We start from the raw sequence: 22,482 nt of genomic DNA on the forward strand, positions 1-22,482 counted from the left end.
TGGTGGCCTATACCGCGCTCTATCTGCTGGCGTTTTGTCTGTGCCCGTTTATTCGCGTTGAGCAGCCTGGTTTTGCTACCAGCGAAGCGGCTGAACCGCTGAACGTCAGCACAGCAAAATCATAAAAAACCCCGGAGACCGGGGTAAGTAAAATAGCCAATCCGGGCCTCGCGCCCGGATTTTTGCCTTATGCGATGGTGACTTTGCCGTCCAGATAGACATCCTGCACCGCATTGATCAGCTTCACGCCTTCGCTCATCGATTTCTTAAAGGCTTTACGACCGAGGATCAGCCCCATGCCGCCGGCGCGTTTATTGATCACCGCCGTGCGCACCGCATCGGCAAGATCGGTTTCGCCGCCCGCCGCACCGCCGGAGTTAATCAACCCGGCGCGGCCCATGTAGCAGTTCGCCAGCTGATAGCGCACCAGATCGATCGGGTTATCGCTGGTCAGCTTGCTGTAGACGCGATCGTCGGTATAACCGAAGTTCACCGCCTTATAGCCGCCGTTATTCTCGGCCATTTTCTGCTTCACGATATCAGCGCCAATGGTGGCGGCCAGATGGTTGGCCTGGCCGGTCAGGTCAGCGGAAACGTGGTAATCGACGCCATCTTTTTTGAATGCCGGGTTGCGCAGATAGGCCCACAGCACAGTGACCAGGCCGAGCTCGTGCGCGCGCTCGAAGGCGGCGGAGATCTCTTCAATCTGCCGACGCGACTGTTCGGAGCCGAAATAGATCGTCGCGCCAACGGCGACCGCCCCCATGTTGAACGCCTGCTCGACGCTGGCGTACAGAGTCTGGTCATACTCGGTCGGGTAGCTCAGCGTTTCGTTATGGTTGAGCTTAACAAGGAATGGAATGCGGTGCGCGTAGCGGCGCGATACCGAGGCCAGTACGCCATAGGTAGAAGCCACGCAGTTACAGCCGGCTTCGATGGCGAGTTCCACGATATTCTTCGGATCGAAGTAGAGCGGGTTGGCGGCGAACGACGCGCCCGCCGAGTGCTCTACGCCCTGGTCGACCGGCAGAATGGAGAGGTACCCCGTTCCCGCCAGACGCCCGGTGTTGTAGAGGGTCTGCATATTACGCAGCACCGCAGGCGGGCGGTTGTTATCCACCATCACCCGGTCGACGTAATCCGCTCCCGGTAAATAGAGTTGATCGGCTGGAATAGTCATACAACGGTGCTGTAAAAGGCTGTCGGCATCTTTGCCAAGCAACTGCGTAATATCAGTCATAGCTATCTCCCGTAAGTGCTGGCCGCAGCCAGCATGTTTTATCCCAACCCAAAAATTTTGGGCAGGTTAAGCCTGGTACCGAGTTAGCATATTTTCCAGCCGGGAGCGCGTTTTTTCAGTAGATTCTGCTGTCTCGTTTCACTGCCATTTACCACCAGGCGTGGAAATGATGTACCGGGCCGATACCGTGCCCCACTTCCAGCGAATCGGCCTGCGCCAGCGCCGCCGACAGCCAGCCCTTCGCTTCGGCGACCGTTTGTCCCCAATCGGCATAGCGCGGACGCAGCGCCGCCAGCGCGGCAGATAACGTACAGCCGGTACCGTGGGTATTTTTGGTCTGCACGCGCGGCGCGGTAAAGCGCTGTTCGCCTTCGCGGGTAAACAGCCAGTCCGGGCTTTCGGCGTCGTCCAGATGTCCGCCCTTCATTAATACCGCCCCGCAGCCTAGCGCCAACAACGCCCTGCCCTGTTCCAGCATCTCGCGCTCGCTTTGCGCATGCGGCGCATCGAGCAGCGCCGCGGCCTCCGGCAAATTCGGGGTGATCAGTGAAACGTGCGGCAGCAGGCGCTGGCGCAGCGTCGCAATGGCGGAAGGGGATAACAGCGGATCGCCGCTTTTCGCCAGCATCACGGTATCCAACACCACGTTGGCAATTTGATAGCGAGCAAGACGTTCCGCCACCGCTTCAACGATATCGGTTTCCGCCAGCATGCCGATTTTCGTAGTATCGATTCGCACGTCGCTAAACACCGAATCCAGCTGCGCCGCCACGAAGTCCGGCTCAATGCGGTATACCGACTGCACGCCGCGGGTATTCTGCGCCACCAGCGCGGTGATCACCGAGCAGCCGTAAGCGCCGAGTGCGGAGAAGGTTTTGAGGTCGGCCTGGATCCCGGCGCCGCCGCTGGGATCGGTGCCGGCGATGGTTAAGGCGTTAATCCGCTTCATGCCGGCACCTCCGCGTATAACGCGTCGAGGAATGCCGGGATAAAACTGCCGGGGCCGCCGTGTCGCGCCGCTTCACCTCCCGCCATTTTCATCAGGCCGCAGGCGGCTGCCACGTTTTGCAGCCGATCGCCGGGCATCGCGGCGCTTGCCGCCACAACCGCGGATAACGCGCAGCCGGTCCCTACCACCCGCGTCATCAGGACATCACCGCCGCTCACGGCAAGCGTGCGCTCACCGTCGCTGATGTAATCCACCTCGCCCGTCACCGCGACCACGGTATTGAGCTTGCGCGCCAGCACCTGGGCTGCGGGTAACGCCGCAGCTACGCTATCGGTCGTGTCCACGCCGCGCCCGCCGCCGCTGCTCCCCGCCAGCGCCATGATTTCCGAGGCGTTACCGCGAATCGCCGCAGGCCGCAGTTCCAGTAATTCGCGACAAAAATCAGTGCGTAGCGTCAGCGCGCCGACGGCAACCGGATCCAGCGTCCAGGGTTTTCCCGCCTGGCGGGCGCTCTGCGCCGCCGCGCGCATCGCGTTGGCGCGCTCAGTGGTTAAGGTCCCGACATTAATCAATAGCGCATCGGCAATGGCGGCAAACTGCGCGGCTTCCGTAGGATCAATCACCATCGCCGGCGAGGCGCCAATAGCCAGCAGGACGTTAGCGGTGAAAGTCTGGACCACATCGTTGGTCATACAGTGAACAAGCGGCGAAGAGGTGCGGAAAAGCTGCTGCAGGTGCGCGATATGCGCCGGATTTAGCGGTTGATGCATGGTTTGCTCCCGCCAGATGAGGAAGCAGCGCAGACCATGCGGTCTCTGACTTCCCTACGCTGGCATTATCCAGATCAGGTGGTACGGGTATTTCTCAGCCTTCACAAAGAAGGGCACCCCGAGTCATGATTACAAAAATATCTGTAATGAGGAGAGCGTAAGGGAACGGCGTCGTTGATGCAAGCAGGAATGATGTATCCAGAAGGGTTCCTGACATGCACATGTCGCCACTCACTGTAAACGATTACACTATTTTTTAGCTATCCGTCCGGCGATTGATGTAGATCACACTTTACTTAATCACTCTACGACATAGTCACTATGCGTTACGAAATAAGCACACCTACGATTCGCGGGCGATCGCCGCTGTCATGAATGTTCGTCGCATGCATAAAATAATATCTACGATAAGGTCGTTAATGATGAAAGTGAAACACGTCTCGATGATGCTGCTGGCACTCAGCGCAGCCATCGCGACCGGTTGCAGTTCACCGGCGCAGCGTATGGACGAGTGCGAAGCACAGGGGATCAGTAAAGATGCCTGCTATATTGCGGAACAAAACAAACAGGCTACGGTGAACGCCGCAGCGGAGAAACAGGCGCTGGAAAATGCACAGGCTTTATATCCCGTGCAGAAAGCGCAATCCAGCAAAAAAGTGAAGATCTTCAATGGTATGAAGCTGGTCACAAACTCAACCGGGCTGACAGTTGATGGCAAACCCGCGGCCTTAGACGAAAGCAATGCTGACGCGAAAACCTATTCTCAGGGTTTATACGTTTTTATTATCTACCAATCAGGAAAAATTGCCGTCATGCAGGACGGTAAATTTTTAGGCTACGCCAAATAGCGCCGCTTCCTTGTCAATTTAAAAGCGGCCTAAGGGCCGCTTTTTTCCCCTTCTCCGCAGTAGCCGACACGTCAAACGCCGAGTTAAATAAGCGACATTAATCCCATTGGATAAATCTCATTTTACCTACGATAGAGTAGTTTTTTAATTAATGTATTTTTTTTGTAACCACAAACTTGCTCAATGTAAACAATTGGTTATAGTTCAAGAAAGCGTTACAAGTTGTAACACCACGTCAGATCGGAATTAACGAGTGAATCGCCATTAAGGTAAGAGGATTCCAATGAAATTGACCCCCATAGTGAAAGGATTAGCCATTGCCGGCTTGCTGTCATCGATCAGCTTGTCAGCATGGGCGGAAGTCGCCGCAAAAGAAGCGACCGCTGCCACCAAACAAGCCAACGACGCTCTCTATAACCAACTCCCCTTCTCAGATAACACCGATTTCACCAACGCCCATAAAGGGTTTATTGCCGCCCTGCCCACCGAGATCATTAAAGGCGAACAAGGTAACGTAGTATGGGATCCGCAACAGTACTCCTTCATCAAAGAAGGTGAAAAAGCCCCGGATACCGTCAACCCGAGCCTGTGGCGGCAGTCGCAGCTGATTAACATCAGCGGCCTGTTTGAGGTGACCGACGGCGTCTACCAGATCCGCAATCTTGATCTCTCCAACATGACCATCATCGAAGGTAAAGAAGGCATTACCGTCGTGGATCCGCTGGTGTCGGCAGAAACCGCCAAAGTGGGCATGGACCTGTATTACAAAAACCGCGGTAAGAAACCGGTCGTCGCCGTTATCTATACCCACAGCCACGTTGACCACTACGGCGGGGTGCGCGGCGTGGTTGATGAAGCGGATGTGAAATCCGGCAAAGTGAAAATTTACGCGCCGTCCGGCTTTATGGAAGCGGCGGTGGCAGAAAACATCATGGCCGGTAATGTCATGAGCCGCCGCGCCAGCTACATGTACGGCAACCTGCTGAAACCATCGGCCACCGGACAGGTCGGCGCCGGTCTGGGCACCACCACCTCGGCGGGTACCGTTACCCTGATTGCCCCAACCAATATCATTGAAAAAGACGGCCAGAAAGAAGTCATTGACGGTTTGACCTATGACTTTATGCTGGCGCCAGGTTCAGAAGCGCCATCGGAAATGCTGTGGTTCATCGAAGAGAAAAAACTGATTGAATCCGCGGAAGACGTAACACACACCCTGCACAACACCTATTCGCTGCGCGGTGCGAAAATCCGCGAACCGCTACCGTGGTCGAAGTACATCAACGAAGCGATCGTACGCTGGGGCGACAAGGCCGAGATTATTATGGCTCAGCACCACTGGCCGACCTGGGGCAACGACAACGTGGTCAACCTGCTGAAGAGCCAGCGTGACCTGTACCGTTACATTAACGACCAGACCCTGCGCATGGCTAACGAAGGGCTGACCCGCGATGAAATTGCCGCTAAATTCAAACTGCCGGATAGCCTTGCCAACACCTGGGCCAACCGCGGTTACTACGGCTCTGTTAGCCACGACGTGAAAGCCACCTACGTGCTGTATCTCGGCTGGTTCGACGGCAACCCGGCCACCCTCGACGAACTGCCGCCGGAAAAAGCGGCGAAGAAATTCGTCGATTACATGGGCGGCGCCGATGCCATCATGAAGAAAGCGAAAGAGGATTACGACCAGGGTAACTATCGTTGGGTAGCTCAGGTGGTCAGTAAAATCGTCTTCGCCGATCCGAAAAACCAGGATGCGCGTAATCTGGAAGCTGATGCCCTTGAACAGTTAGGCTACCAGGCAGAATCCGGCCCGTGGCGTAACTTCTACCTCACCGGCGCGCAGGAGTTGCGTAACGGCGTGGTGAAAGGTCCTACCCCGAACACCGCCAGCCCGGATACCGTGCGCGCAATGACACCAGAAATGTTCTTCGACTATCTGGCGGTACATATCAACGGCGAAAAAGCGGGTAACGCGAAATCGGTCTTTAATATCGATCTCGGCAGCGACGGCGGCAAGTATAAGCTGGAGCTGGAAAACGGCGTACTGAACCATACCGCCAATGCGGAAGCGAAAGATGCCGATACCACTATCGCCCTCAACCGCGCCACCCTGAATAAGATCATCCTCAAAGAGGAAACGCTGAAGCAGGCCGTCGATAACGGCGACGCGAAAATCACCGGTAACGCCGATAAGCTCAATGAAATGCTGGGCTATATGGACAAGTTCGAATTCTGGTTCGACATCGTTACGCCATAATGTCCTGTTCCCGCGGCGATCGGTCGTGGGAGTTTTCCCTCTCTGCTAGTAGGCTTCCGGCAATGGTCGGTCGATAGAAATCAGTTTGCCGCGCTTCATCGTGATATAGCCCCCGGCTTTCAAATCCGCCAGCACCCGAAAAACATGCGTGCGCGACAGATTAGTACGCTTGATAATAAACAGCGCCAGGCCTTCGTTTTCCCCCTGATGGGTACTCTGGCGATAAAGATAACGAAACAGCATCGGCCTGATGGTCTGATAGCTGGTCATCTGCCGGCGTTCGTTATGAAGATCGATAGTAAAAATCGACATATAGGTCAGAATGGTCGCCAGCTCCTGCACGCGTTCAGGGCCGCCGTGTAAAAAGATTTGGTCAAAGACATCATAAGTGACTTTAACCAGCTTCACCGCTGCGCTGCCGATATATTCAAACTTCGCCAGCGGGCAGTACCTTTCCATAAGCCCTATCGGCATATACTCAATGGAATTACCAATATGAAGGCCACTATCCGGCATTAATATTGACAGCGAACCTTCAGTGCAAAAATAAATATATCCTGGCTGAATTGCTAATTTTTTATTAGCCGCAACCGTCAGGGCTTCCCCTTGCGCAATTATTTGCGGAAAAAAGGCATCAATGTTGAGTTGCTGATAATAGCTATGGATATCCTGAAAATTCACGCTATGCCCCTTGCTGCGCAGTCTGCTGTGGTATCGAGTATAGCAGCGAAGTGATAGCAGATTCGAGGGTGATTATTTCTTTGATAATGACCAGTCCCATATGGGACTATCAACGCAAAGTATTCGCTTTAAAATGGCCAGTAATTAGTCCGCATTTGAATTATCCGCTGATATTAAACATTGATAGCGGAACAAATAATCTAAGAGGCCATGCAATGAAATTAAATCAGATCGCTAAACATCTGGCTCTGGCCGGTGTTTTAACTTCGCTGTCGCTTTCCGCCTTCGCTGCCGCCCAGCAGCAGGACGCCACCCCGGCAACTCAGCAGGCAAATAACGCGCTGTACAACAAACTGCCGTTTGCCGATAAAACTGATTTCGATAACGCGCATAAAGGTTTTATCGCCGCGCTGCCGCAGGCCATGATTAAAGGCGAGCAAGGCAACGTTATCTGGAACCCGGCAAAATATGACTTCGTCAAAGAAGGTGAAAAAGCCCCGGATACCGTTAACCCGAGCCTGTGGCGCCAGTCACAGCTGATTAATATCGGCGGCCTGTTTAAAGTCACCGACGGTGTTTATCAGATCCGTAATCTCGATCTCTCCAACATGACCATCATCGAAGGCGAGAAAGGGATCACCGTTATCGACCCGCTGCTGAGCGCCGAGCCGGCGAAAGAAGCGATGGATCTCTACTACGCCAACCGCGGTAAAAAGCCGGTTGTCGCCGTCCTGTTCACCCACAGCCATGTTGACCACTACGGCGGCATCCGCGGCGTGGTTGATGAAGCCGACGTGAAGGCTGGCAAAGTAAAAATCTACGCCCCGGCCGGATTCATGGAAGAAGCGGTTTCCGAGAACATTATGGCCGGTACCGCGATGAGTCGTCGCGCCAGCTATATGTACGGCAACCTGTTGAAGCCTGACGCCAAAGGCCAGGTCGGAGCTGGTCTTGGCACCACCACCTCTGCGGGTACCGTGACGCTGCTCCAGCCGACCAACTACATCACTAAAACCGGCCAGCAGGAAGTGATTGATGGCCTGACCTACGACTTCATGATGGCGCCAGGTTCCGAAGCACCGTCGGAAATGCTGTGGTATGTCAAAGAGAAGAAAATGATTGAAGCGGCAGAGGATGTTACCCATACCCTGCACAACACTTACTCGCTACGCGGCGCGAAGATCCGCGATCCGCTGGCCTGGTCAAAATATATTAACGCCGCTATCGACCGCTGGGGCAACGATGCTGAAGTCATTATCGCTCAGCACCACTGGCCAACCTGGGGTAATGACAACATTATCAAGCTGATGAAAGGTCAGCGCGACATGTATCGCTACATCAACGACCAGACCCTGCGTATGGCCAACGAAGGCCTGACCCGCGATGAAATCGCCGCTAACTTCAAGCTACCGGAATCGCTGGAAAAACAGTGGTCAAGCCGCGGTTACTACGGCTCCGTCAGCCACGATGTGAAAGCGACTTACGTTTACTACCTCGGCTGGTTCGATGGCAACCCGGCGACCCTCGACGAGCTGCCGCCGCAACAGGCTGCGAAGAAGTTCGTTGAATACATGGGCGGCGCCGATGCCATCATGCAGAAAGCCAAAGCCGACTATCAGCAGGGGAACTACCGCTGGGTGGCGCAGGTGACCAGTAAAATCGTCTTCGCCGACCCGCAGAATGCCGATGCGCGTAACCTCGAAGCGGATGCCCTGGAGCAGTTAGGCTACCAGGCGGAAGCCGGTACCTGGCGCAACTTCTACCTGACCGGCGCGCAGGAACTGCGTAACGGCGTACAGAAGCTCCCGACGCCTAACACCGCCAGCCCGGATACCGTTCGTGCAATGACTCCGGAGATGTTCTTCGACTACCTGGGCGTACATATCAACGGCCAGAAAGCCGGCGCGGCAAAAGCGGTCTTCAACATCGATCTTGGTAAAGATGGCGGTAAGTACAAGCTGGAACTGGAAAATGGCGTGCTTAACCACACCGCTAATGCGGTAGCAGACAACGCTGACGCCAGTATTACTCTGAACCGCGATACCCTGAACAAAATCATTTTGAAACAGGAAACGCTGAAGCAGGCTGAAGATAAGGGCGACGTCAAGATTAGCGGCAATGGCGCTAAGCTCGATGAAATGCTGAGCTACATGGACAAATTTGAATTCTGGTTCAACATTGTCACCCCGTAAGCGATAATCGCTGAATCTCCCTCGCGCCCTTTCTGGCCGCGGGGGATTTTTTTATCCGTTGGCCACGCATGTTCTGGTTTGCGTTCCCCTCGCCGCAGGCTCAAAATAAGTTCAGGACTGTTTAATTGCGCGGAGGTATATATGACCGTTTATCACCATGCGCTGGTACTGATTAATAGCAGCCTTGATGGTATTCCGTTGCTACAACACGCCGCCAGGATGGCGCAGGAAAACGGGATGCGGATTACCATCGCCCACATCAGCACCGACTACCGGGCGCTTAATTACGTATCCGACAGCCTGCAGAATGATGAAGTATCGCAAGAGGTCATTCAGGCCAAAGCCCTGCTCAACGAGCTGGCGACGACCGTCGCCCTGCCGGTACAGACGCTATCGCTGGTGACGACCCGCCGTTTTGCTGATGTCGAAGAGTGCGTACAACAACGCCATATCGATTTAATTATCGCCGGACACCATAACCGGCTACTGGGGGTGCTGTCCTCGCACTCGCTGGAGTACATCAACCATTTGACGGTGGACGTACTGATAAAACACCTGCCCTAGCGCAATGCGGACTGTAACAGAGAAAAACACTCTTCGATTAACGGTGCAAGCGCCTGCGGCCCACGCATTAGGGCCACCGTCCGCGTGAGCGCCGGCTGCTGCAGTTGCGCCACCTTTAACGCCGGATCGTGCAAATAGGTCGTATACAGCGCCGGGAGAATGGCCACCGCCAGCCGCGAACGTACCAGCCCATAAAGGGTTTCGATATAGTCTACCTGGTAACGCGTCGTTAAGGTCAAACGTTGGCTTTCCACCAGCGCCGCCACTAGCCGCTGAATATTCCCCTTTGAGAAAACGGCAATATCACGGCCTACCAACTGCTTCCACGGTAAATTTGGCTGTGCAGCGAGCGGATCGTCGCGGTGCAGTACCGCCACGAACGGATCCTCGCGCAGTGGATAAACCAGTAGCTCAGCTGGTAGCGAACTGTCGATCGCGCCGATACCAAAATCAATCTCACCGCTTTGCAGCGCCCGCATTAACGCATCGTTGGTCTGGTCATGAAATTCAATGCGCAGACGCGGAAAGGCTTGCGCCAGGGTTTGCGGCAGCAGCGGAAACAGCAGTGAGCTCACCGACGGCACCAGCCCGATCCGCACCGTGCCATCGCCGCCCGCTTCCACAATCTGCTGCATATCAAAAAAAGAAGCCTGGGCCACGCTCAGTATCCGCTGGGCATGGGGTAAAATCGCCGACCCCAGTTCCGTCAGGGTCACCGCCGAGGCGGTACGATTGACCAGCTTGCCGCCGATCACGGTTTCAATCTGCCGCAGCGCGCTGCTGAGCGCCGGTTGGCTAATCGCCAGCCGATTGGCGGTATCGGTAAAATGGCGCAACTGAGCCAGGGTCACAAAATACTGCAGCTGCTTCAGCGAGAGCGCGGGCAAACGTTGCCAGGGTTCGTTCATTGTCAGGTTCGCTACCAATGGTCATACACAATAACCCGAGCTTATCGGGCGATAAATTTATTCATCTGGGCAAACGTTTGCTGTGCCCCTAGAGTATCCGCATTATCCTTGTGGTGGAGTTGTTATGTCCAGCAATGCTGAAGTCCGTCGTCGCGCGGTGCAGGCCGCACGCGGCGAATCCCCGTTTGATCTGTTGCTCGTCGATGCGCAGATCGTCGATATGGCCACTGGCGAAATCCGCGACGCCGACGTTGGCATCGTTGGCGACATGATTGCCAGCGTGCATCCGCGCGGCAGCCGCGCCGACGCCCATGAAGTGCGCTCGCTGCAGGGCGGCTATCTGTCGCCTGGCTTGATGGACACCCACGTACACCTTGAAAGTTCGCATCTACCGCCCGAGCGCTATGCCGAAATCGTCCTGACGCAGGGTACCACCGCGGTGTTCTGGGACCCGCATGAGCTGGCAAACGTGCTCGGCGTCGATGGCGTGCGCTACGCGGTTGATGCCAGTCGCCACCTGCCGCTACAGGTGATGGTGGCCGCGCCATCCAGCGTCCCCTCTACGCCAGGTCTCGAAATGTCCGGCGCTGATTTCGCCGGTGCTGAAATGGAAACCATGCTCGGCTGGCCGGAAGTACGCGGCGTGGCGGAAGTGATGGATATGCATGGCGTGCTGAACGGTAGCGAACGGATGCAGGAGATTGTCCAGGCCGGGCTTAACAGCGGCAAACTGATTGAGGGCCATGCCCGTGGGCTCAGCGGCGCCGATTTGCAGGCGTATCTCGCCGCCGGCGTCACCTCGGATCACGAACTGACTTCAGCGGCCGATGCGCTGGAAAAACTGCGCGCCGGGCTGACTATCGAAATTCGCGGCTCGCACCCCTATCTACTGCCAGAGATCGTTACGGCGTTAAAAACGCTGCCGCATCTCTCCTCGCAAATCACCGTCTGCACCGATGACGTACCGCCGGATATGCTGCTGGAGAAAGGCGGCATTATCGCCCTGCTCAACCTGTTGATTGAACATGGTTTACCAACGGTCGATGTGCTGCGTTTCGCCACCCTTAATGCCGCTATTCGCCTGCAGCGCAACGATCTTGGGCTGATTGCCGCGGGGCGACGCGCGGATCTGGTGGTGTTTGATTCGCTGGAGAAACTCGAGGCTCAGGAGGTCTATGTCGGCGGCAAACTTATCGCTCGTAACGGCTGCCTGCTAACCCCCCTTGCCGCCGCGCCCGGCGTGACGCCACCGCGTGATACTCTGCAGTTAGCCCCCCTCGATGCAGAAGACTTTATTCTGCGAATTAAGGGCATTCGCCATGGTGTCGCCCGCCTGCGCCACATCAGCGGCGCGCGCTTCACGAAATGGGGTGAAGTAGAAGTACAGATCCGCGACGGCGAAGTACAACTGCCCGCGGGCTTTAGCCTGATTTGGGTGAAGCACCGCCATGGCCGCCATCAGGCAACGCCGCAAATCGCCCTGCTCGAAGGCTGGGGCGAGCTGCGTGGCGCCATTGCCACCAGCTACTCGCATGACTCACATAACCTGGTGGTGCTCGGGCGCGATGCGAATGATATGGCGCTGGCGGCAAATCAGTTGATCGCTTCCGGCGGCGGAATGGCGCTGGCGCAACAGGGCGAGATCCTGGCCCATGTGGCGATGCCGATTGCCGGAATGCTCTCCGATCTTCCCGCCGCCGAGCTGGCGCGGCAGTTCCGCGAGCTGCGAGATTTAAGCAGTAAAGTCGCCGACTGGGAGCCGCCATACCGGGTATTTAAAGCGATTGAAGGCACCTGCCTCGCCTGTAATGCCGGGCCGCATCTAACCGATTTGGGTCTCACCGACGGCGGCAGTCGCCAGATAGTTGACCCGTTGATAGCCTGCCGGGATACTCCGGCGCCAACTCATCACAACAATAATCCTCAGGGAGCCTGAGCATGGCCGATAACACACTTCATACTTCTGCCCGTAGCCACTGGCTGGAGCGCCGCTTTGCGCTGCACTCACGGGGCGGTTCGCTACGCACCGAATGCCTGGCCGGGATCACCGGCTTTCTCGCCGCCGCCTATTTACTGGTGGTTATTCCAGGACTGCTGGCGATTGGCGGAATGGATAAAGGCGCCGCCACCACCGGCACCATCCTGGTCTTTGTCGCCGGTTCGTTATTAATGGCGTTTTATGCCAACCTGCCGTTTATCGTCGGTCCGGGCATTGGCGGCTCGGTACTGGTGGGGGTGACGCTGGCGGGCAGCGAAGGTATTGGCTGGCAGATAGGCCTCGGGATTGCCTGCTGGTCGGGGATCCTCTTCTTCCTGTTGACCCAATTCGGCCTGCGCGAAGTGGTCACCCGCTCGGTACCGCAGTCAATTAAGCTGGGACTCACGGCCTCGATCGGGTTATTCGTTGCGGTGCTCGGCTTTCGCAATGCCGGGCTGGTGCTGGCGAATGCCAAAACCAACGCCCTGATGCTCGGTGATTTTCTTGCCCCCGGCGCGCTGGTGGCGCTGTGCGGCCTGTTTCTGGCGATAGCGCTACAGGCGCGTAAAGTGCCAGGCGCGATATTGTGGGCCATTCTTTTCGCCACCCTGGTGGGTATTCCATTCGGCGTAACAAAGCTACCGGGCAGCTTTATTGATGTTCCTCACTCGCTGGCTCCGGTGTTCGGGCAAATCGATCTGTTGGGGGCATTAAATATCGCCTTCCTGCCATTCCTGTTCGTCTTTTTCGCGTCCGAGTTTTTCTCGACCATGGGTACGACGCTGGCGGTCGGCGGCGAGGCGGGCTTACTGGATGAAGAAGGCAACATGCCGCAGATTAATCGCCCGTTTATGGTCGATTCGATTGCCGCCGCGCTGGGCCCGTGGGTCGGTATTCCGGCGGCCACGGCGCTGATTGAATCATCCGCGGCAGCGGAAGCCGGCGGCAAGACCGGCCTCACCGCGCTGGCGGCGGCGGTGATGTTCCTGCTGATGTTGCTGTTTACGCCGGTGGCGCTCATGATCCCTAAAGAGGCCACCGCGCCGGCGTTAATTTTGATAGGCCTGAACATGTTTAGCGGCCTGCGCAAAGTCGATCTGGGGAACTTTACCGACGGACTGCCGGTGTTAATGATGGTGATGATTACGCTAATCGCCAACAGCTTCGGCACCGGTATTGCCGGTGGGCTGCTGTTTTATATTGTCATCAAAGCGATCGCCGGTAAGTGGCGTGAAATTCCGATTGGCCTGTGGGTGCTGGCGATCCCGCTAATCTATTACTTCGCGACCTTAGTTAAGCACTAAGCGCTTCACAATGTGATTTCACCTCTTGATATAACAAACGCACCGCGGCAGAGAGCTGTTTGCGGTGCGGACAAATCATGTTCAGCGGCGTTAAATCGCCCTGAAAGTCCGGCAGCAACCGCACCAGACGCCCTTCCCGCAGGTCGTCGCTGACATCAAGAAACGATTTATAAGCGATCCCCTCCCCGGCTACCGCCAGCCGACGGATCACCTCCGCATCATCGCTCATAATCGCGCCGTTCATCTCCACGGTATGCACTTCATTACCTGAAATCAGCGGCCAGCGGTCAAAAGGGCGGCCGCGTAATACGTACAACAGCGCGCTGTGCCGGGATAACTCCTCCAGACTACTGATTTGACCGTGGCGGGCAACCCACTGCGGTGAAGCCACCAACACCCGACGGTTTTCCGGCGCGACGGGCAGCGAGATAAACGAAGCGTCTTCGTGGTAGCCGTAGCGAAAAGCGACATCCACCGGATCTTTAAACACGTCGGTCAGATGATCGGAAAAGTGCAGCCGCAGGCGCAGCGCCGGGTGACGTTCGCGAAAAGCGCAAAACACCTTGAGCAGCAGGTTACGTCCAAGATCGGATGGCACGGCGATTTGCAGCGTGCCGCGGACTTCATCCCCCGGCGCCTGAATTTTCTGTAGCCCGGCCTGAAGGGTATCAAGCATCTGGGTGGCGTAGGGCAGCCAGGTTTCGCCCTCCGGGGTCAGGCGCAGGCTACGGGTCGAACGGGCAAAAAGACGAATGTTGAGCGTCGTCTCCAGGCGTTTGATCGCCGCGCTGACCTGCGCTGGCTGCTGCCCCGCCTCCCGCGCCGCCTCGCTAAAACTGCCTAACGCCGCCGCGCGGACAAATAAGGTCAGATCTTCCAGCCTGAACATGCCAATTCTCCCCTGCTTCAGAATGCTCCCAAAATAGCGATTTACCGCCTAACAACGCAAGCGGGACAAGACTTCAGCCGTGTTTTGCTTACACTTTTTAAAAAACCAGTGCTTGCCATTTCAGCAGCGCTTCAGGAATGATACGAGGCTGCTATTTTGAGTCCAGGTAATATTGAGGAAAATATGCGTAAAACAAAAATGATGCTTCTGGGCGTACTTCTTGTCAGCGCCAGCGCAAGCTGGGCGGCGCCGGCCTCCGGGATTGAACAGTATGCGATGAAAGAATTCACCGCTGATTTTACCCAATTTCATATTGGCGATACCGTGCCGGCGATGTACCTCACTCCAGAGTACAACATCAAACAGTGGCAATTGCGTAACCTGCCCGCGCCGGATGCCGGCAGTCACTGGACCTATATGGGCGGCAACTACGTTCTGATCACCGACACCGAAGGCAAGATCCTGAAAGTGTATGACGGCGAGATCTTCTATCATCGCTAAGTCCTCGACGCAGGCGCAATTGCGCATTCGCCCCGGTCGCGCCAGCGACTACCCTCGCCTGCGTCAGCTGTTTCTTGACGCGCGTCTTGCCTCATGGACATGGCTTAACGGCGATCAATGGCGGCTGGAAGATTTTGATGCCGTGGTGCAAGACGAACAGCTATGGGTCGCCGAATGCGGCGATGTGCTGGCAGGATTCGCCTCGGTGTGGGTTATCGACAACTTCCTGCATAACCTGTTTGTGGATCCGCAGTGGCAGGGAAAAGGCGTCGGTAGCCTGCTGCTGGAACAGGTTCAGCGCTCATTCAAGCACAGTGGTACGCTGAAGTGTCTGTCGCGAAATGAAAACGCCCTGCGCTTCTACCAGCATCACGGCTGGAAACTCGAAGCACAGGGCGCGTCTCCTGACGGAGATTATTGGCTGATGCGTTACACCCAGCCTTAAACGGCGCGGAAGGCAATCTCGCTCGGGATAACCTCGCCCTGCCAGTACATCTGCGCCGCCACGCGTCCCGCCAGCTGGCGGTAGATATCGGTAAACTCGCTTTCCGGACGCGCAATAACCGTCGGCGTACCTTTATCCAGATCTTCACGCAGCGTGATATGCAATGGCAACTGGCCTAGCAACTGAGTGCGGTACTTCGCCGCCAGCTTCTCGGCGCCGCCAGTGCCAAAGATAGGTTCGTGGTGGCCACAGTTGCTGCAGATATGCATGCTCATGTTTTCCACGATGCCTACGACCGGCACTTCTACTTTCTCAAACATCACGATGCCTTTTTTGGCGTCGATCAGCGCGATGTCCTGCGGCGTCGTCACCACCACCGCGCCGGTTACCGGAATGTTCTGCGCCAGGGTCAGCTGGATGTCGCCCGTTCCCGGCGGCATATCCAGCACCAGGTAATCCAGATCCGGCCACAGCGTCTCCTGCAGCATCTGCATCAGCGCCTTGCTGGCCATCGGGCCGCGCCACACCATGGCGTTGTCATCGGTCACCAGATATCCGATGGAGTTCGTCGCCAGGCCATACTTCATAATCGGCGCCATATGGGTGCCATCCGGTGATGTCGGGCGGCTGTCTTCCGCGCCAAGCATGGTCGGAATCGACGGACCATAGATGTCGGCATCAAGGATACCCACTTTGGCCCCTTCCGCCGCCAGCGCCAGCGCGAGGTTGACGGCGGTAGAGGATTTGCCCACCCCGCCTTTACCGGAACTGACGGCGATGATGTTTTTCACGCCATTAATACCCGGCTGGTTTTTCACCCGCTTCAGGGTGGCGATACTGTGAGAGAGCTTCCAGTCGATGGCTTTCGCGCCGGTGATACGCAGCAGCTCGGCGCTGCATTGCTCCTTCAACGCCTCAAACGCGCGGGTCCAGACGAACGGCATTTGGATCTCGATATGCACGGTATCGTCAAGCCAGGCGACATGGTGCAGCGCCTTTAGCGTGGTGAGGTTATGTTTCAGGGTTGGGTGCTGGAAATTAGCCAGAGTCCCGGCGACCATCGCACGTAGACGTTCGGGGGATTTGGCCTGGGATTGCGAACTCATCCCGACTCCTTTGTTATTGTGAGTTGATTCTTGTCCGTTAAGTTTACCTGAAAGGGAATAATTCCCCCACAATAAGCTTTGGGCTTACCAAATTATTGCCTTTCAGGTAACATCAAAAGCCCTTTTTACAACAGAAGATGTAATGCCCACTATGACTCAAGTCGCGAAAAAAATTCTGGTAACGTGCGCGCTGCCGTACGCCAACGGCTCTATCCACCTCGGCCACATGCTGGAGCACATCCAGGCTGATGTCTGGGTCCGTTACCAGCGAATGCGCGGCCACGAAGTCAACTTCATCTGCGCCGACGACGCTCACGGCACCCCGATTATGCTGAAAGCCCAGCAGCTTGGCATCACCCCGGAGCAGATGATTGGCGAAATGAGTCAGGAGCATCAGACCGATTTTGCCGGTTTCGATATCAGCTACGACAACTATCACTCGACGCACAGCGACGAGAACCGCGAGCTGTCGGAGCTTATCTATACCCGTCTGAAAGAAAACGGTTTTATTAAAAACCGCACTATCTCTCAGCTCTACGATCCGGAAAAGGGCATGTTCCTGCCGGACCGTTTCGTCAAAGGTACCTGTCCGAAGTGTAAATCCCCGGACCAGTACGGCGATAACTGCGAAGTCTGCGGCGCCACCTACAGCCCAACTGAGCTCATCGATCCGAAGTCCGTGGTTTCCGGCGCGACGCCGGTGATGCGTGAATCCGAGCACTTCTTCTTCGACCTGCCGTCCTTTAGCGAAATGCTGCAGGCGTGGACCCGCAGCGGCGCGCTGCAGGAGCAGGTGGCGAACAAAATGCAGGAGTGGTTCGAATCCGGCCTGCAACAGTGGGATATTTCCCGTGACGCGCCGTACTTTGGCTTTGAAATTCCCAACGCGCCGGGCAAATACTTCTACGTCTGGCTGGATGCGCCGATCGGTTACATGGGTTCCTTTAAGAATCTGTGCGACAAACGCGGCGACACCACCAGCTTCGATGAATACTGGAAGAAAGATTCCAGTGCCGAGCTGTATCACTTCATCGGTAAAGATATCGTGTACTTCCACAGCCTGTTCTGGCCGGCCATGCTGGAAGGCAGCAATTTCCGTAAGCCGACCAACCTGTTCGTTCACGGCTATGTCACGGTAAACGGCGCCAAGATGTCCAAATCACGCGGTACCTTTATCAAGGCCAGCACCTGGCTGAACCATTTCGACGCCGACAGCCTGCGCTACTACTACACCGCTAAGCTCTCTTCGCGCATTGATGATATCGACCTGAACCTGGAAGACTTTATCCAGCGCGTTAACGCCGATATCGTTAACAAAGTGGTGAACCTGGCTTCGCGTAACGCCGGCTTTATCAATAAGCGCTTCGACGGGATGCTCTCCGCCGAACTGGCTGACCCGGCGCTGTATAAAACCTTCACCGATGCGGCTGCCGCTATCGGCGAAGCGTGGGAAAGCCGCGAGTTCGGTAAAGCCATCCGCGAAATTATGGCGCTGGCCGACGTCGCTAACCGCTATGTTGACGAGCAGGCGCCGTGGGTGGTGGCAAAACAGGAAGGCCGCGACGCCGATCTGCAGGCAATCTGCACCATGGGGCTGAACATGTTCCGCGTGCTGATGACCTGGCTGAAGCCGGTTCTGCCGGGGCTGAGCGCGCGCGCTGAAGCATTCCTCAACACCGAGCTGAGCTGGGACGCCATCCAGCAGCCGCTGCTGGCGCACAAGGTTAACGCCTTCAAAGCGCTGTACAACCGCATTGAGATGAAACAGGTCGAAGCGCTGGTGGAAGCCTCTAAAGAAGAAGTGAAAGCCGCCGCCGCGCCGGTGACTGGCCCGCTGGCCGATGATCCGATCCAGGAAACTATCGCCTTTGACGATTTCGCCAAGGTGGATATGCGTATCGCGCTGATTGAAAACGCCGAGTTCGTCGACGGTTCCGATAAGCTGCTGCGCCTGACTCTCGATCTCGGCGGCGAGAAGCGTAACGTCTTCTCCGGCATCCGCTCCGCCTACCCGGACCCGCAGGCGCTCATTGGCCGCCTGACAGTGATGGTCGCCAACCTGGCGCCGCGTAAAATGCGCTTCGGCATCTCCGAAGGGATGGTGATGGCCGCCGGCCCTGGCGGGAAAGATATCTTCCTGTTAAGCCCTGACAGCGGCGCACAGCCGGGTCAGCAGGTTAAATAACCTCCGTAAAAGCGCTGCTCCGGCAGCGCTTTTTTATTCCCTTCACGCCTTCTGTTGCGACAACGCGCAATAGCCATAATAATCATTACTGTCTGCTCCTCTCTGGACGCGCAATACCACTCAACATAGGGAATCGTGATGAAATTTAACCGCAAGATGGCTAGCGTGCTGGCCGTATCTGTTCTGCTGGCGGCCCTCGCCGGCTGCGATAATAAAAAAGAAGAGAGTAAAACCTTTGCGCTGAATACCAACGGCGTCGAACTCAGCTTTACCTACCACTATGACGGCGACAAAGTATTGCGTCAGGATGCCGACAACACCATTCCCTATAAATCGATCGGCGCCGAAAATAAAGAACAGGCGCGGGCCATTATTGAGCCGATTAGCAGCGTGTATCGTAATCTACAGGGCGTAGAACAGACCATCGACTATAAAGATTCCTATGCGCTTGAGCATCTGACCGTGGATTTTAGCAAAGCGAAAATCAGCGAGCTGTGCAAACTGCCGGGCTCGATGTTCACCGACTGCTCACAACAGTTTGTTTCACTATCTGTGTCAACTAAATTGCTGGAATCGCAGGGTTTTAAAGAGGTGAAGAAGTAAAGAGGTGCAGGGCCCGGGCGCAGGCCCGGGTCAAGTCAGGCGCTTAGCCTTTGGCGTGCTCGCGTTCGGTAAGACCGCGCAGGAAATAGCGCAAAAACTGATCACCGCATTCGCGGTAGTTTTTGTGGTCCGGCGCGCGCATCATGGCGGTGATTTCCGGCATCGACACACGGAATTTTTGCTGAGTCAGGATTGCCAGAATGTCGTCGGTCTTCAATGAGAAGGCGATACGCAATTTTTTCAGTACGATATTGTTATTCACCCGGCGCTCGACCGCCAGCGGCGGCGCCGACTCATCTTTACCACGCTTGTCGTAAATCAGACCGTTGAGGAAATTCGACAGCACGACATCCGGGCAGCGCGCAAACCCTTCTTCCTCTTCTTTTTTCAGCCAGGGTACCAGTTGTTCCGCACTCACCGGCGCATCCGCCAGCGCAAAGATGCGTACCAGACCGTTATTATTCGTTTTCAGGGTGTAGCGCAGGCTACGTAAAATATCGTTACTGATCATAATGCCTTCATGATGAAAAATGCTGGCGCTAAGTCTACCATGATTCCGCGTTTTTACAGCCCAATCGCCTCCTTCAGGCTTTTCAGATAGCGGCGGCTGACCGGCACCGTTTGCCCGGCGCGCATTAACAATTCCGCCTGCCCATTCTCCTCAAGGCGGATCTCCTTCAAATGCGCCATGTTAACGAGATATTGACGGTGGCAGCGCAACAGCGGCGTACGGCTTTCCAGCGTACGCAAAGTCAGTTCGGTAAACCCTTCTTTGCCTTCGCTATCGGTGACGTAAATCCCGCTCATCCGGCTACTCACAAAAGCCACATCTTCCATCTGCAGCAACCAGATGCGGCTGTGACCGGTGCAGGGAATGTACTTCAGCGCCTGCCGGGCATCATCCAACAGGGATACATCCTGCAGGCTGCGCTCCTGGCGCAGGCGGCTCAGGGTTTTCTCCAGCCGGGCGTTTTCGATCGGCTTGAGCAGATAATCAAAGGCGTGCTCTTCAAAGGCCTTCACCGCATATTCATCGAAGGCGGTTAAAAAGACGATATAGGGGCGATGCTCTGGATCGAGCATACCAACCATCTCCAACCCACTGATGCGCGGCATTTGAATGTCCAGAAACAACACGTCGGGACGCAGCTTATGCACCGCGCCAATCGCCTCGACGGCGTTGCCGCATTCGCCGACGATATCAATATCGCTTTGCGCCTCCAGCAGAATGCGCAGATTTTCCCGCGCCAGCGGCTCATCATCGACGATTAAAACTTTTAGCATGCATTCTCCTCCAGAGGCAGTCGCAGCGTAATGCGGGTAAAATGTTCCGCTTCGCAAGCGACGCTAATTCCGCAGTCGGCGCCGAAGCGCGTACGCAGTCTTCTGTCCACCAGGCTCATTCCGAGCCCGCTGGCATTAGGGTTATCCCGGTACAGACCGGCGTTATCTTCCACATCCAGCTGTAACCAACGCTCATGCTGACTGGCGCGAATGGTAATTTCGCCCACGCCAAGATGCTGAGAAGTGCCGTGCTTGATCGCGTTTTCGACTATCGGCTGTAACGTAAACGCCGGTAGTTGCAGATGTTCAAGCGATGCAGGAACCTGCATACGTATCTGTAAATTATCCTGGAATCGCGCCTTCTCAATTTGCAGATAGGCATTCACATGTTCAATTTCGTCCGCCAGGGTGACGATCTCCGTTGGTCGCTTCAGATTTTTGCGAAAGAAGGTTGATAGATACTGCACCAGTTGTCCGGCCTGATCGCTATCGCGACGAATCACCGCCTTAAGGGTATTCAGGGCATTAAACAAAAAGTGCGGGTTGACCTGGGCATGTAGCAGCTTAATTTCCGACTGGGTCAGCAACGCCTTCTGCCGTTCATACTGACCGGCAAGGATCTGCGCCGACAGTAGCTGGGCGATCCCCTCCCCCAGCGTACGGTTAATCGAGCTGAACAAGCGGTTTTTCGCTTCATATAGCTTAATGGTGCCAATAACCCGTTGATTCTCACCGCGCAGCGGAATGACCAGCGTCGAGCCCAGTTTACAGCCAGGATGAATTGAACAGCGGTACGGCACCTCGTTGCCGTCGGCATAAACCACTTCGCCGGTATCAATCGCCCTTTGCGTATAGGATGATGAGATCGGCTTACCTGGTAGATGGTGGTCATCGCCGATGCCGGTAAACGCCAGCAGCCGCTCGCGGTCGGTAATGGCTACAGCACCGATATCCAGTTCCTGAATCAGCACCTGAGCCACCTTCATACTATTCTCTTCGTTGAATCCCTGACGCAGGATCCCCTCGGTAGAGGCCGCCACTTTCAGCGCGGTGGCGGAAAAAGCCGACGTGTATTTTTCAAACATCGCCCGCTTATCCAGCAGGATACGCATAAATAGCGCGGCGCCGACGGTATTGGTAACCATCATCGGCGCGGCAATACTCTGTACCAGGTGCAGCGCATCCTGAAAGGGTCGCGCAATGAGCAGGATTATCAGCATCTGTACCAGTTCAGCGAAAAAGGTAATCGCCCCGGCGGTAAGCGGGCTGAACACTTTATCCGGGCGGCCGCGCCTGATTAGAATGCTGTGCACCAGACCACCGAGCAGCCCTTCGACAATGGTCGACACCATACAGCTTAACGCCGTCATTCCGCCCAGCGAATAACGATGCAAGCCCCCGGTCAGGCCGACCAACCCGCCGACCACCGGACCGCCGAGCAGGCCGCCCATCACTGCGCCAATAGCGCGGGTATTTGCAATAGAATCTTCGATATGCAGACCGAAATAGGTCCCCATAATGCAAAAAATCGAGAAGGTCACATAGCACAGCAATTTATGCGGCAAACGCACGGTGACCTGCATCAGGGGAATGAACAGCCGCGTTTTACTCATCAGCCAGGCGATGACCAGAAACACGCACATCTGCTGGAGCAGCAGCAATACCAGATCGAACTCGTACATACCCGCAAACCACACAACCTTTGAAAGCGCGTAACATACACTGACCGCCTATAACTTTCTTTGAAGCGATACAAGAAAATGATAAATCATGGT

21 protein-coding genes and 1 riboswitch are annotated in these 22,482 nt (G+C 55.9%); of the genes, 11 read left to right on the top strand and 10 right to left on the bottom strand.

Features of this window, described 5'->3' with window-relative positions; genetic code table 11:
• Positions 1–125, top strand: a 125-nt coding sequence (locus ABLV07_RS05655; protein WP_348853358.1) for a hypothetical protein, incomplete at its 5' end; no start/stop codon positions are given.
• Between the two features lie 62 nt (positions 126–187).
• Here ABLV07_RS05655 and fbaB read toward each other — a convergent pair.
• From fbaB to thiM, 3 genes are all read right to left on the bottom strand, one after another.
• Complete coding sequence (gene fbaB, locus ABLV07_RS05660; protein WP_015365768.1) at positions 188–1,240, bottom strand: class I fructose-bisphosphate aldolase; 1,053 nt, start codon at positions 1,238–1,240, stop codon at positions 188–190.
• A gap of 148 nt (positions 1,241–1,388) precedes the next feature.
• Positions 1,389–2,189 (bottom strand): bifunctional hydroxymethylpyrimidine kinase/phosphomethylpyrimidine kinase, encoded by an 801-nt coding sequence (thiD, locus tag ABLV07_RS05665; protein WP_015365767.1) that lies wholly within the window; start codon positions 2,187–2,189, stop codon positions 1,389–1,391.
• Positions 2,186–2,959 carry a hydroxyethylthiazole kinase gene (thiM, locus tag ABLV07_RS05670; RefSeq protein WP_015365766.1) on the bottom strand — a complete coding sequence of 258 codons (774 nt, stop codon included), beginning with the start codon at positions 2,957–2,959 and terminating at the stop codon, positions 2,186–2,188. The genes thiD and thiM overlap by 4 nt, the downstream gene beginning before the upstream one ends.
• A gap of 34 nt (positions 2,960–2,993) precedes the next feature.
• Positions 2,994–3,090, bottom strand: a riboswitch (TPP riboswitch).
• A 291-nt stretch (positions 3,091–3,381) separates the two neighbouring features.
• Between thiM and ABLV07_RS05675 the strand changes: the two genes are divergently transcribed.
• Positions 3,382–3,807 (top strand): hypothetical protein, encoded by a 426-nt coding sequence (locus ABLV07_RS05675; protein ID WP_348853357.1) that lies wholly within the window; start codon positions 3,382–3,384, stop codon positions 3,805–3,807.
• Positions 3,808–4,090: 283 nt separating this feature from the next.
• Positions 4,091–6,067, top strand: coding sequence for an alkyl sulfatase dimerization domain-containing protein (locus ABLV07_RS05680; protein ID WP_348853356.1), 1,977 nt, complete (start codon positions 4,091–4,093; stop codon positions 6,065–6,067).
• 45 nt (positions 6,068–6,112) lie between these two features.
• On the opposite strand, the gene ABLV07_RS05685 is transcribed toward ABLV07_RS05680, so the two are convergent.
• Positions 6,113–6,748: a helix-turn-helix domain-containing protein gene (locus tag ABLV07_RS05685; protein ID WP_020078313.1), complete on the bottom strand. Its 636-nt coding sequence runs from the start codon at positions 6,746–6,748 to the stop codon at positions 6,113–6,115.
• A 215-nt stretch (positions 6,749–6,963) separates the two neighbouring features.
• Here ABLV07_RS05685 and ABLV07_RS05690 point away from each other — a divergent pair, with 215 nt between their 5' ends.
• Together ABLV07_RS05690 and ABLV07_RS05695 are read left to right on the top strand one after the other, a co-directional pair.
• A complete protein-coding gene (locus tag ABLV07_RS05690) occupies positions 6,964–8,940 on the top strand; it encodes an alkyl sulfatase dimerization domain-containing protein (protein WP_042893807.1) in 1,977 nt (658 codons plus the stop codon).
• A 141-nt stretch (positions 8,941–9,081) separates the two neighbouring features.
• Positions 9,082–9,504, top strand: coding sequence for a universal stress protein (locus ABLV07_RS05695; protein WP_032712025.1), 423 nt, complete (start codon positions 9,082–9,084; stop codon positions 9,502–9,504).
• On the opposite strand, the gene ABLV07_RS05700 is transcribed toward ABLV07_RS05695, so the two are convergent.
• A complete protein-coding gene (locus ABLV07_RS05700; RefSeq protein ID WP_032712026.1) occupies positions 9,501–10,412 on the bottom strand; it encodes a LysR family transcriptional regulator in 912 nt (303 codons plus the stop codon). The two genes, ABLV07_RS05695 and ABLV07_RS05700, sit on opposite strands and share 4 nt — an antisense overlap.
• Positions 10,413–10,536: 124 nt before the next feature.
• Here ABLV07_RS05700 and ABLV07_RS05705 point away from each other — a divergent pair, with 124 nt between their 5' ends.
• Both ABLV07_RS05705 and ABLV07_RS05710 read left to right on the top strand, forming a co-directional pair.
• Complete coding sequence (locus ABLV07_RS05705; RefSeq protein ID WP_042893808.1) at positions 10,537–12,348, top strand: adenine deaminase C-terminal domain-containing protein; 1,812 nt, start codon at positions 10,537–10,539, stop codon at positions 12,346–12,348.
• 2 nt (positions 12,349–12,350) lie between these two features.
• Positions 12,351–13,694: an NCS2 family permease gene (locus tag ABLV07_RS05710; protein WP_032708742.1), complete on the top strand. Its 1,344-nt coding sequence runs from the start codon at positions 12,351–12,353 to the stop codon at positions 13,692–13,694.
• Here the strand turns inward: ABLV07_RS05710 and ABLV07_RS05715 are convergent.
• Positions 13,684–14,583 (bottom strand): LysR family transcriptional regulator, encoded by a 900-nt coding sequence (locus ABLV07_RS05715; RefSeq protein WP_015365754.1) that lies wholly within the window; start codon positions 14,581–14,583, stop codon positions 13,684–13,686. The genes ABLV07_RS05710 and ABLV07_RS05715 overlap by 11 nt on opposite strands.
• A gap of 183 nt (positions 14,584–14,766) precedes the next feature.
• Here ABLV07_RS05715 and ABLV07_RS05720 point away from each other — a divergent pair, with 183 nt between their 5' ends.
• A complete protein-coding gene (locus tag ABLV07_RS05720) occupies positions 14,767–15,084 on the top strand; it encodes an RcnB family protein (RefSeq protein WP_042893809.1) in 318 nt (105 codons plus the stop codon).
• Positions 15,077–15,529 (top strand): GNAT family N-acetyltransferase, encoded by a 453-nt coding sequence (locus tag ABLV07_RS05725; RefSeq protein WP_042893879.1) that lies wholly within the window; start codon positions 15,077–15,079, stop codon positions 15,527–15,529. The genes ABLV07_RS05720 and ABLV07_RS05725 overlap by 8 nt, the downstream gene beginning before the upstream one ends.
• Here the strand turns inward: ABLV07_RS05725 and apbC are convergent.
• The gene (gene apbC, locus ABLV07_RS05730; protein ID WP_348853355.1) at positions 15,526–16,635 is read right to left on the bottom strand and encodes an iron-sulfur cluster carrier protein ApbC; all 1,110 of its coding nucleotides are present in this window, start codon (positions 16,633–16,635) and stop codon (positions 15,526–15,528) included. The two genes, ABLV07_RS05725 and apbC, sit on opposite strands and share 4 nt — an antisense overlap.
• A 151-nt stretch (positions 16,636–16,786) precedes the next feature.
• Between apbC and metG the strand changes: the two genes are divergently transcribed.
• Both metG and ABLV07_RS05740 read left to right on the top strand, forming a co-directional pair.
• Entirely contained in the window at positions 16,787–18,820 is a 2,034-nt protein-coding gene (metG, locus tag ABLV07_RS05735; RefSeq protein WP_015706086.1) for a methionine--tRNA ligase, read from the top strand.
• 138 nt (positions 18,821–18,958) lie between these two features.
• Complete coding sequence (locus ABLV07_RS05740; RefSeq protein WP_126027657.1) at positions 18,959–19,423, top strand: YehR family lipoprotein; 465 nt, start codon at positions 18,959–18,961, stop codon at positions 19,421–19,423.
• Between the two features lie 43 nt (positions 19,424–19,466).
• On the opposite strand, the gene ABLV07_RS05745 is transcribed toward ABLV07_RS05740, so the two are convergent.
• From ABLV07_RS05745 to ABLV07_RS05755, 3 genes are read right to left on the bottom strand one after another with little or no spacing between them, the layout of a single operon-like run.
• Positions 19,467–19,934: a DUF1456 family protein gene (locus tag ABLV07_RS05745; RefSeq protein WP_020078305.1), complete on the bottom strand. Its 468-nt coding sequence runs from the start codon at positions 19,932–19,934 to the stop codon at positions 19,467–19,469.
• 53 nt (positions 19,935–19,987) lie between these two features.
• Positions 19,988–20,707: a two-component system response regulator BtsR gene (gene btsR / locus ABLV07_RS05750; protein ID WP_015365746.1), complete on the bottom strand. Its 720-nt coding sequence runs from the start codon at positions 20,705–20,707 to the stop codon at positions 19,988–19,990.
• Positions 20,701–22,389 carry a sensor histidine kinase gene (locus ABLV07_RS05755; RefSeq protein WP_015365745.1) on the bottom strand — a complete coding sequence of 563 codons (1,689 nt, stop codon included), beginning with the start codon at positions 22,387–22,389 and terminating at the stop codon, positions 20,701–20,703. Before ABLV07_RS05755 ends, btsR begins: the two co-directional genes overlap by 7 nt.
• Positions 22,390–22,482: the final 93 nt, after the last annotated feature.

The sequence above is a fragment of the Klebsiella sp. CN_Kp097 genome (assembly GCF_040064495.1).
Lineage (GTDB): Bacteria > Pseudomonadota > Gammaproteobacteria > Enterobacterales > Enterobacteriaceae > Klebsiella > Klebsiella aerogenes.

Excerpts from the sequence above, each read along its gene's own strand:
- ABLV07_RS05680 (WP_348853356.1), top strand. The coding sequence starts at position 4,091 with ATGAAATTGACCCCCATAGTGAAAGGATTAGCCATTGCCGGCTTGCTG.
- apbC (WP_348853355.1), bottom strand. The coding sequence starts at position 16,635 with ATGAGTTCGCAATCCCAGGCCAAATCCCCCGAACGTCTACGTGCGATG.
- thiD (WP_015365767.1), bottom strand. The coding sequence starts at position 2,189 with ATGAAGCGGATTAACGCCTTAACCATCGCCGGCACCGATCCCAGCGGC.
- ABLV07_RS05700 (WP_032712026.1), bottom strand. The coding sequence starts at position 10,412 with ATGAACGAACCCTGGCAACGTTTGCCCGCGCTCTCGCTGAAGCAGCTG.
- btsR (WP_015365746.1), bottom strand. The coding sequence starts at position 20,707 with ATGCTAAAAGTTTTAATCGTCGATGATGAGCCGCTGGCGCGGGAAAAT.
- metG (WP_015706086.1), top strand. The coding sequence starts at position 16,787 with ATGACTCAAGTCGCGAAAAAAATTCTGGTAACGTGCGCGCTGCCGTAC.
- ABLV07_RS05720 (WP_042893809.1), top strand. The coding sequence starts at position 14,767 with ATGCGTAAAACAAAAATGATGCTTCTGGGCGTACTTCTTGTCAGCGCC.
- ABLV07_RS05695 (WP_032712025.1), top strand. The coding sequence starts at position 9,082 with ATGACCGTTTATCACCATGCGCTGGTACTGATTAATAGCAGCCTTGAT.
- ABLV07_RS05710 (WP_032708742.1), top strand. The coding sequence starts at position 12,351 with ATGGCCGATAACACACTTCATACTTCTGCCCGTAGCCACTGGCTGGAG.
- ABLV07_RS05675 (WP_348853357.1), top strand. The coding sequence starts at position 3,382 with ATGAAAGTGAAACACGTCTCGATGATGCTGCTGGCACTCAGCGCAGCC.
- ABLV07_RS05715 (WP_015365754.1), bottom strand. The coding sequence starts at position 14,583 with ATGTTCAGGCTGGAAGATCTGACCTTATTTGTCCGCGCGGCGGCGTTA.
- ABLV07_RS05740 (WP_126027657.1), top strand. The coding sequence starts at position 18,959 with ATGAAATTTAACCGCAAGATGGCTAGCGTGCTGGCCGTATCTGTTCTG.
- ABLV07_RS05745 (WP_020078305.1), bottom strand. The coding sequence starts at position 19,934 with ATGATCAGTAACGATATTTTACGTAGCCTGCGCTACACCCTGAAAACG.
- ABLV07_RS05755 (WP_015365745.1), bottom strand. The coding sequence starts at position 22,389 with ATGTACGAGTTCGATCTGGTATTGCTGCTGCTCCAGCAGATGTGCGTG.
- ABLV07_RS05690 (WP_042893807.1), top strand. The coding sequence starts at position 6,964 with ATGAAATTAAATCAGATCGCTAAACATCTGGCTCTGGCCGGTGTTTTA.
- thiM (WP_015365766.1), bottom strand. The coding sequence starts at position 2,959 with ATGCATCAACCGCTAAATCCGGCGCATATCGCGCACCTGCAGCAGCTT.
- fbaB (WP_015365768.1), bottom strand. The coding sequence starts at position 1,240 with ATGACTGATATTACGCAGTTGCTTGGCAAAGATGCCGACAGCCTTTTA.
- ABLV07_RS05705 (WP_042893808.1), top strand. The coding sequence starts at position 10,537 with ATGTCCAGCAATGCTGAAGTCCGTCGTCGCGCGGTGCAGGCCGCACGC.